This window comes from Halobacterium bonnevillei, from assembly GCF_009831555.1.
GTDB lineage: Archaea > Halobacteriota > Halobacteria > Halobacteriales > Halobacteriaceae > Halobacterium > Halobacterium bonnevillei.
This window is the reverse complement of the sequence record NZ_WUUU01000158.1, coordinates 1-6875: the sequence shown is the minus strand read 5'-3', so window position 1 is coordinate 6875 and position 6875 is coordinate 1. Positions and strand designations below refer to the sequence as shown.

Here is a 6875-nt window from a genome sequence, read left to right as displayed (position 1 = left end):
CCGCCGGCAGGCAGTCGAAGGAGAGCCACAGTGGACTGGCACCCGGGCCCTTGCGGTGGGGCTGGCCGACGCCGAAGAGGTCGGGGTACGCCTCGAGGACCGCCCGCTGGCGGTGCGGGCCGTCGTCGCCGTCGGCGAGCGCGAGCAGTTCCGCGCCGACAGTCGCGAGGCGGTCGTTCACCCGCGTCACGTCGACGCCCGTCTCGCTGCCCGCGTGAGAGTACGTGAAGGTGTACCCCTCGTAGGCCATCGTCACGTCCTCGGTGGCGATGCGCGCCAGGAACGCGCGCCGGGTCGCTGCCGGCGCGCTCGAGCAGTACCAGCCGGTGTCCGCGGCGAGCCGCTGGAACAGCAGGTATCCCTCGTGGTTGCCGAGGTGGTACCGGACGCGTCCCGGGGGCGCTTCGTCCTGCAGACGACCGGCGAGGTCGACACACCCCGGGCTGTCGGGACCGCGGTCGACGAGGTCACCGTTGAAAACGAGCACGTAGTCGTTGCCGGCCCAGTGGAGTGCGCCGTCGTCGCCGCGAGTGACGACGGGGTCGTAGTCGGAGTGGTCGCGGAGCGCCAGGAGCGCCCGCTCGGCGTCCGCGCGGTAGCCGTGCAGGTCGCTGATGCTGACGACTGGTGGCGTCCCGTCCAGCGCCCGGACCGCGTCTCTGCGACGCGCCATCGGCGGTTCAGGAGCGGTCGCCGCCCAGCATCGCCTTCAGTTGCGCTGCGGAGAAGAGGCTGGTCGGCTGGTCCATGTGGACGCCGATTTCGCCCTCGAAGAGGCGCATGCCGGCGCGTTGGATCGGTTCCGGCGCGGAGTACCCCGTACGGATGAGGTGTCCGAGCGCGATGTCGCGGCCGAGTTCGTCGCGCCACGCGGCCTCGTAGTTCGACAGCGTCGTCGGCCGCTCGGGGTCGATCTCGCGTGCGGCGCAGTCGGCGGCAGTCATGCCGTAGAGGATGCCGCCGCCCGTGAACGGCTTCGTCTGGCCGGCGGCGTCGCCGAGCAGGAACCCCCTCGTGCTCGTGACCGTGTCGGCGGGGCCGATGGGGATGACGCCCGAGCAGCGGTGCTCGATTTCGACGCCGTAGTCGTCGACGAGCGCGTCGAACAGCGCGGGGACGTCCTCGCCCGGCGCGGCCGCGAGGCCGTACTCGACGCCGCCCTCGCCGCGGGGGATGCGCCACGCGAAGAACTCGGGGACCGTGAGGTGGACGTCCACGAAGTCCTCGTGGTCGGGCTCCGGGTCGAACGCGAGCGCGCCGTGTAGGAACTCGTCTGGCTCGGGCAGCCCCAGGGCGTCCCGCACCCGAGAGCGGGGGCCGTCCGACCCGGCGACCATCTTCGCCTGCACGTCGAACTCGCCGTCCGGCCCGCGGACGGTGAGGTCGACCCGGTCCGGGTGTTCGTCGACGCCGGTGACTGTGTGGTGCTCGCGGACGTCGGCGCCGGCGTCCCGCGCGGCGTCTGCGAGCACCTCGTCGAGGTGGACGCGGTCGATGGCGTTCGAGATGGGGGCGTCCTTGTAGAACGGGTAAGCGGTCGAGTCGGCGCCGCCGAGGTGGAAGCGCGCGCCGAAGATCTCGTTCTGGAAGAGGTCGTCGCGAGCGTCATCGGGCACGTAGTCCCAGATGTCGAGGCTCACGTGGCCCGAGCACGCCAGCGGCTTCCCGAGTTCGCCCTGTTCGAAGGCCACCACGTCGTAGCCCCGTTCGGCGGCGCGGCGCGCGAAGCGTGCACCAGGCGGGCCGACGCCGACGACCGCGAAGTCGTACATCACCCGCGACTAGCCCGGCGGCGAGCAAATGTCTTCCCCTCCGCGGGCGTGGTCGGTTGTCGCTGCCTACCACCAGTCCAGGGACTCGTTCCGCCGTCGGAGGTACTCGGTGTCGAGGAGGTCGTCAGCCGCGTTCACTCGGTCGCCCGCGCGCTCGAGCAGCGTCCGTTCGAGCAGGTCGCTGTTCGTCTCGAACGCGGGCGAGACGCGGAGGCGGTAGTCCTCGTCGAGCGTGTAGAGGTCGGCGTCGAACGCGGCGTGGTGGGTCTTGTCCAGCGCGAGGACGTTGCCGGGTGCGGTTCGGAGCGCCTCGTGGTCGCTCCACGGGAGGACGTGCGCGACGTCGAGCAGTCGTTCGTGGTCGACGCCGGACACCGGACACTGCGCGCCGTACCGGGAGAGCACGGCGTCGCGGAACGCCGCCGGCAGCGAGCGCGCCCCGACGGTCGTCTCGTACTCCCGCGCCTCGTACGTCCAGTCCGGCGCGCCGGAGTCGGCCTCGGCAGTCGGTTCGGCGCCGTCGCCGAGGTCGAGGATGCGGTACGTCCCCGCGTGGTCCACGAACTCGAGTTCGCCGCGCTCGCCGAGCTGCTGGAGAACCTGACGGAGTTTCGCCGCCCGGTTGTGGTTGTCGGGGAACTCCTCGCGGAGCACGGGCAGCATCTGGTCGTAGAGCTCCTGGAGTTCCACCACCCGCCACCCCGTCTCCTCGTTGTACCGCGCGAGTTCCCGGCGGACGACGCGGCGCCAGCGAGACATGCCCGGGCGTTCGGATCGTCCGATCAAAAGCCTTCGGCGGAACAGCACCCGAGACGACCGACGCCAGCGTCCGTGAGCCGCGTTGCTCGAAGCGTGCGAGACGGGCGGTTCACCGAGCGAGTGACGCAGCGAGCGCGGCAGAAAGGGCCGGCTAGTCGTCGTCGGCCGCTGGCGCTGCGGCTTCGTCTTTCGCGGGTTGCTTGCGATCCGAGCGCGGGCCCTCCAGGTCGACGGCGGGGAGTTTGTCGCGGAGGTACCGACCCGTATAGCTGTCGTCGTTGCGCGCGACTTCCTCGGGGGTGCCGGTGGCGACGACGTCGCCGCCGTGTTCGCCGCCTTCGGGGCCGAGGTCGACGATGTGGTCGGCGTTCTTCACGAGGTCGAGTTCGTGTTCGATCACGGCGACGCTGTTCCCGCGGTCGGTGAGGCGCTGGAGGACTTCGATGAGTTTGCGTTCGTCCTCGCTGTGGAGGCCCGTCGTCGGTTCGTCGAGGAGGTAGAGGGTATCGCCGGAGTCCTTCTTCCCGAGTTCTTCAGCGAGTTTGACGCGCTGGGCTTCTCCACCTGAAAGCGTCGTGGACGGCTGGCCGAGTTTCATGTAGTCGAGGCCGACGTCCATCAGGAGTTTGAGGCGGCGGCCGAGGCGGCTGTCCGCCTCGAAGAAGTCGTGGGCTTCCTCGACGCTCATGTCGAGGACGTCCGCGATGGTGGCGTCCTTGAACGTGACGTCGAGAGTCTCGTCGTTGTAGCGCGCGCCCCCGCACTCCTCGCAGGGGACGTGGACGTCCGAGAGGAAGTTCATCTCGATCTTCTGGGTGCCCTGGCCGCCGCAGGCCGCACACCGGCCGCCCTTGACGTTGAACGAGAACCGCCCCTTCTCGTAGCCGCGCTGTTTGGCGAGTTTCGTCTGCGCGAACTTCTCGCGGATGTAGTCGAAGACGCCCGTGTACGTCGCGGGATTGCTGCGGGGCGTGCGGCCGATGGGTGACTGGTCGATGAGCCGGACTTTCTCGATGTTGTCGACGCCCTCGATGGCGTCGTGGTCGCCGGGGTCGACGCTCGTGTTGTCGTTCATCTCGCGGGCGAGGCCCTTGTAGAGGATGTCGTGCATGAGCGTGGACTTCCCGGACCCGGAGACGCCCGTGATGGCGGTGAACGCGCCGACCGGGATGTCGACGTCGAGGTCCCGGAGGTTGTGCTGGCGGGCGCCCGCGATTGTGAGCGTCTCGTCGTAGTCGCGGCGCCGTTCGGGCACGGGAATCTCGCGGCGGCCGGCGAGGTAGTCGCCCGTGAGGGAGTCCTCGCAGGCCATCAGTTCCTCGACGTCGCCGTTGACGACGATTTCGCCGCCGTGCCGGCCTGGGCCCGGCCCCATGTCGACGACGTTGTCCGCGCGACGCATCGTCTCCTCGTCGTGCTCGACGACGACGAGCGTGTTCCCGAGGTCCCGGAGTTCGTGGAGGGTGTTCAGGAGGCGGTCGTTGTCGCGCTGGTGGAGGCCGATGGAGGGCTCGTCGAGCACGTAGAGGACGCCGACGAGGCCGCTCCCGATCTGGGTGGCGAGGCGGATGCGCTGGCTCTCCCCGCCGGACAGCGTCGAGGCCTCGCGGTCGAGCGTGAGGTACTCGAGGCCGACCTCGGTCATGAACCCGAGGCGCGCGCGGATCTCCTTGAGTATCTCCTCGGCGATTTTCAGGTCGCGGTCGTTCAGATTCGCTTCCATCCCCTCGAAGTGCTCGAGGGCGTCGCCGATGCTCATCCGATTGACCTCGGTGATCGGGGTGCCGTCGACGAGCACCGCCCGGGACTCGGGCTTGAGGCGCGTGCCGTCGCAGGCCGGGCACGTCGTGACGGACATGTACTCCTCGATGTGGTCGCGGGTGCTGTCGGAGTCCGTCTCGATGTAGCGGCGTTCGAGGTTCGGAATGACGCCCTCGAAAGGCTTCTCCTTCCGGCGGATGCCGTTTTTCGTGTTCCGCTTGAACACGACGTCCCCGGGGGTGCCGTAGAGGAACGCGTCCTGGACGTCGTCGTCGAGGTCCTCGAACGGCGTGTCGAGGCTGACGTCGAAGTGCGCGGCGACCGCGTCCAGCCGCGTCTGGTAGTACGAGCGGTTGTAGCTCCACGCCTCGAAGACGTGCTTGAGGGGCTTGCTGGTGTCCTGGACGACGAGGTCCTCGCTGACCTCCTTCGTGTTCCCGATGCCCTCGCACTCGGGACACGCGCCGTGCGGGCTGTTGAACGAGAAGCTCCGGGTCTCGATCTCGCTGATGTCGATGCCGCAGTGCGTGCACGCCAGGTCCTCGGAGAACTCCACGACGAAGCGGTTGTCCTCGTCGTCGTCGGCGAGGTCGCCGGTGCTCCGCGCGGTCGCGCCGCCGAGTTCCAGGTCGTCGCCGGCGTCGGGGACGATGACCTTCAGCACGCCGTCGGCCTCCTCGAGGGCCGTCTCGACGCTGTCGTTGATGCGCGACCTGACGTCCTCGCTGACCGCGACGCGGTCCACGACGACGTCGACGGTGTGGTCGTAGTTCTCGTCGAGGTCGGGGTCGTCGTACGCGAGGTCGTACGCTTCGCCGTCGACCTCGACGCGCGAGTAGCCCTCCGAGACGAGGTCCTCGAAGAGGTCCTCGAAGGCGCCCTTCTGGTCGCGCACGACGGGCGCCGCGATCTTCGCTTTCGTGCCCTCTGGGAGGTCGAGGATGCGCCGCACCATCTGCTGGGCGGACTGCTCGCCGACCTCGCGGCCGCACTCCGGACAGTGCGGGACGCCGACGCGAGCGTAGAGGAGGCGGAGGTAGTCGTGGAGTTCCGTGACGGTGCCGACCGTCGACCGCGGGTTGTTCGCCGCGTTCTTCTGGTCGATGCTGATGGCGGGCGAGAGGCCCTCCACGGACTCGACCTGCGGCTTGTCCATCTGCCCGAGGAAGTTCCGCGCGTACGCGGACAGGCTCTCGATGTACCGGCGCTGGCCTTCCGCGTAGATCGTCTGGAACGCCAGCGACGACTTCCCCGACCCGGAGAGGCCGGTCACCACGTTCAGCGACTCCCGGGGAATCCGGACGTCGAGGTCCTTGAGGTTGTTCTCCTCGGCCCCGCGGACCTCGATGTAGTCATCGCTCATTGGGACTACTGTACCGGATGCGGGGGTGAAGGTTTGTCGGTCCCGGCACGCGCGGGCGAACCCTTTTCCGGCATTGGGCCCCACCCGGACCTATGAGCGAGCCCTCCACCGGAGACGCCGAGGCCGGCGAGTACGACATCTCGACGGTCGTCCTCGACGACGACACCTACGAGGTCAGGCAGTCCCTCATCCGGAACAAGTACGCCGTCCGGGACAGCACGGGCACCGTCGTCCTCCGCGCGAAGCAGAAGCTGTTCAAGCTCAAAGAACAGTTCCCGTTCGTGACGGGCGACGACGAACCGGCGTTCACCGTGACGGCCGGCGGAATGCTGGACATCGGGGGGACGTACACCATCGTCGACGACGGCACCGGCGAGGAAGTGGTCGTCCTGGACGAGGACTACTCGCTGTTCGTGGAGAACTGGACCGTCCGCGACCCGGAGACGGGCGACGCGCTCGCGACCATCAAGTCCAAGAGCAAGCTTCTCGCTGCGCTGCGCCACCTCGTCGGCGCGGCGAACCTCTTCCCGAACAAGTACGAGATTTTCGACCCGTCTGGCGGTCACGTCGGCGACATCGCCGGGACGTTCTCGCTGCGGGACACCTACACCGTCACGGTTGACGACGCCAGCGACGTGCCGAAGGAAGCCGTCGTCGCCGCCGCCTGCGTCCTGGACGCGCTCGAAAACGAGTAGGCCGGCGAGCGCATCGACAGCTACGCGTCCTCGAACGCCGCGCGGAGGTCGGCGGCCACGTCGTCGACTGCGTCGTGGGCGCGCTCCAGGTCCGGCGCCGCGAGCATCGACGCGAACCCGTGGATCATGTCCTCGTACTCGACGTACCGCGTCGGGACGCCGTCCGCTTCGAGCTGGTCGGCGTACCGGCGACCCCCGTCGCGGAGCGGGTCGTGGCCCGCCGTGAGCACCGTCGCCGGCGCGACGCCGGACAGGTCGGCGGCGTTCGTCGGGTCGGCGTACGGATTGCGTTCGTGTACCCAGTTGCGGTAGTAGCACTCCTGGAACCACTCGAGGTCGTCCTCGGCGAGCACGGTCCCCGCGTGCTCGCGGACGGACTCCTGTCCCGGTTCGATGCCGACGCCCGGGTAGAGGAGGTACTGGTAGTCGAGGCCGGGACCGTCCCGTTCGGCGGCCGCCAGCGAGCACACGGCCGCGAGGTTGCCGCCCGCGCTGTCACCGACGACCGCGAGGTGGCCGTCACCG

The 6875-nt window shown here is 69.1% G+C and carries 6 protein-coding genes; 1 reads left to right on the top strand and 5 read right to left on the bottom strand.

The window, feature by feature from the left end; translation table 11 throughout:
• From GRX66_RS14980 to uvrA, 4 genes are all read right to left on the bottom strand, one after another.
• Window positions 1–673 (bottom strand): metallophosphoesterase (locus tag GRX66_RS14980; RefSeq protein ID WP_159527274.1); only part of this gene is annotated, 673 nt, incomplete at its 3' end.
• Window positions 674–680: 7 nt separating this feature from the next.
• Window positions 681–1772, bottom strand: coding sequence for a geranylgeranyl reductase family protein (locus GRX66_RS14975; protein ID WP_159527273.1), 1092 nt, complete (start codon window positions 1770–1772; stop codon window positions 681–683).
• 66 nt (window positions 1773–1838) lie between these two features.
• On the bottom strand, window positions 1839–2531 hold the full coding sequence (locus GRX66_RS14970) for an HNH endonuclease (RefSeq protein WP_159527272.1): 693 nt from the start codon (window positions 2529–2531) through the stop codon (window positions 1839–1841).
• 151 nt (window positions 2532–2682) lie between these two features.
• On the bottom strand, window positions 2683–5655 hold the full coding sequence (gene uvrA / locus GRX66_RS14965) for an excinuclease ABC subunit UvrA (protein ID WP_159527271.1): 2973 nt from the start codon (window positions 5653–5655) through the stop codon (window positions 2683–2685).
• Window positions 5656–5747: 92 nt separating this feature from the next.
• Here uvrA and GRX66_RS14960 point away from each other — a divergent pair, with 92 nt between their 5' ends.
• Window positions 5748–6350 carry an LURP-one-related/scramblase family protein gene (locus GRX66_RS14960; RefSeq protein ID WP_159527270.1) on the top strand — a complete coding sequence of 201 codons (603 nt, stop codon included), beginning with the start codon at window positions 5748–5750 and terminating at the stop codon, window positions 6348–6350.
• A gap of 20 nt (window positions 6351–6370) precedes the next feature.
• On the opposite strand, the gene GRX66_RS14955 is transcribed toward GRX66_RS14960, so the two are convergent.
• Window positions 6371–6875: alpha/beta hydrolase fold domain-containing protein (locus GRX66_RS14955; RefSeq protein WP_159527269.1), on the bottom strand; the 505-nt coding region annotated here is incomplete at its 5' end.

What these genes read in the sequence shown, in the direction of transcription:
- uvrA (WP_159527271.1), bottom strand. Translation starts at nt 5,655, where the DNA reads ATGAGCGATGACTACATCGAGGTCCGCGGGGCCGAGGAGAACAACCTC.
- GRX66_RS14975 (WP_159527273.1), bottom strand. Translation starts at nt 1,772, where the DNA reads ATGTACGACTTCGCGGTCGTCGGCGTCGGCCCGCCTGGTGCACGCTTC.
- GRX66_RS14960 (WP_159527270.1), top strand. Translation starts at nt 5,748, where the DNA reads ATGAGCGAGCCCTCCACCGGAGACGCCGAGGCCGGCGAGTACGACATC.
- GRX66_RS14970 (WP_159527272.1), bottom strand. Translation starts at nt 2,531, where the DNA reads ATGTCTCGCTGGCGCCGCGTCGTCCGCCGGGAACTCGCGCGGTACAAC.